Here is a 1,218-nt window from a genome sequence, read left to right as displayed (position 1 = left end):
TTTATTAATCAAAATAACGACAAGTTTGACGATCACTTTCAGTTGTGATCATATGCTCCCTTTTAAGGAGAGCAGCATGCATATTGACCATTTCAAAGAACACTTTCAGCCAGTAATCGACCAGCGCCAGAGTGCGAAGATTACTTATTGCCTATTTGAGGTTCTATTTGGCTCTCTGTGTGCGGTGATTGCTGGTGCAAAGGGTTGGTTTGATATTCGAGAGTACGTTCTTGGACATCATGACTGGTTTAAACGTAATGGCTTGTTTATAAATGGTATTCCTGCCGATGACACCATTGCGCGAATTATCTCTACTATCGAACCTGAGCAGTTCCATGAATGCTTCATCAGTTGGATGTCATCGGTACACACCCTGACAGAAGGTCAGGTGGTGGCCATTGACGGAAAAACACTTCGTGGTTCGTACAACCGTGAAGATAGAACCAGCACCATCCATATGATCAGTGCTTATGCTTCCTCAAATAAACTGGTGCTTGGGCAGCTCAAAACCGAGCAAAAAAGCAATGAGATTACAGCGATCCCTGAGCTGATAAAAATGCTTGATATCAAAGGAGCTTTGGTCACGATTGATGCAATGGCATGCCAAACTAAAATCGCCAAAGCCATTGTAGACCAAGGCGGAGACTACTTGCTTGCCGTAAAAAGTAATCAAGGGAAACTCCGTAAAGCTGTGGAAAATGCCTTCTCCACCCAGCGAGCTAATATGCCGAAGACGATTTCTGTAGAAAATGGTCATGGTCGTATTGAATCTCGTCAATGTTATGTCTTTGATAGCAAAGAGCTTGAAGGCAATTTCTCACGCTGGAAAGGCATGAAGAGTATCGTTATGGTTGAGAACTTCCGCTTTGAAAAAGGAAAAGCGGTTGATCTTGAATACCGTTACTACATCAGCTCCAAGGCTCTCAGTGCAGAGCAAGCCGCTGCGGCGGTAAGAGAGCATTGGGGCATAGAATCAATGCACTGGGTGCTTGATGTAAGTATGGACGAAGATGCTTGCCAGATATACAAAGCTCATGGTGCAGAAAACTTGTCCTGTCTTCGTCATATGAGCTTGAATATGTTACGGGCTGAGCCAACCAAATTAAGCATTGTTGGAAAACAGAAGCGCTGCATGATGAATACATCAATGCTAGAGGCTGTGTTAAATGCGGGCTTTAGTCGGGAGGTTAAAAACTAGTCACTCATGCGCTCACCCTG

1 protein-coding gene is annotated in these 1,218 nt (G+C 44.1%); it reads left to right on the top strand.

All coding sequences use genetic code 11. From position 1 onward, the window contains the following. The first annotated feature begins 76 nt into the window (after positions 1 to 76). Positions 77 to 1,198, top strand: coding sequence for an ISAs1 family transposase (locus AB4407_RS20625; RefSeq protein WP_372121827.1), 1,122 nt, complete (start codon positions 77 to 79; stop codon positions 1,196 to 1,198). Positions 1,199 to 1,218 lie beyond the last annotated feature (20 nt).

Origin of the sequence: Vibrio sp. 10N.261.46.E11, assembly GCF_041472735.1 — a bacterium.
Classification (GTDB): Bacteria; Pseudomonadota; Gammaproteobacteria; order Enterobacterales; family Vibrionaceae; genus Vibrio.
This window is presented reverse-complemented; position numbering and strand designations above follow the sequence as displayed.

Coding starts and splice junctions, on each gene's coding strand:
- AB4407_RS20625 (WP_372121827.1), top strand. CDS start 77: ATGCATATTGACCATTTCAAAGAACACTTTCAGCCAGTAATCGACCAG.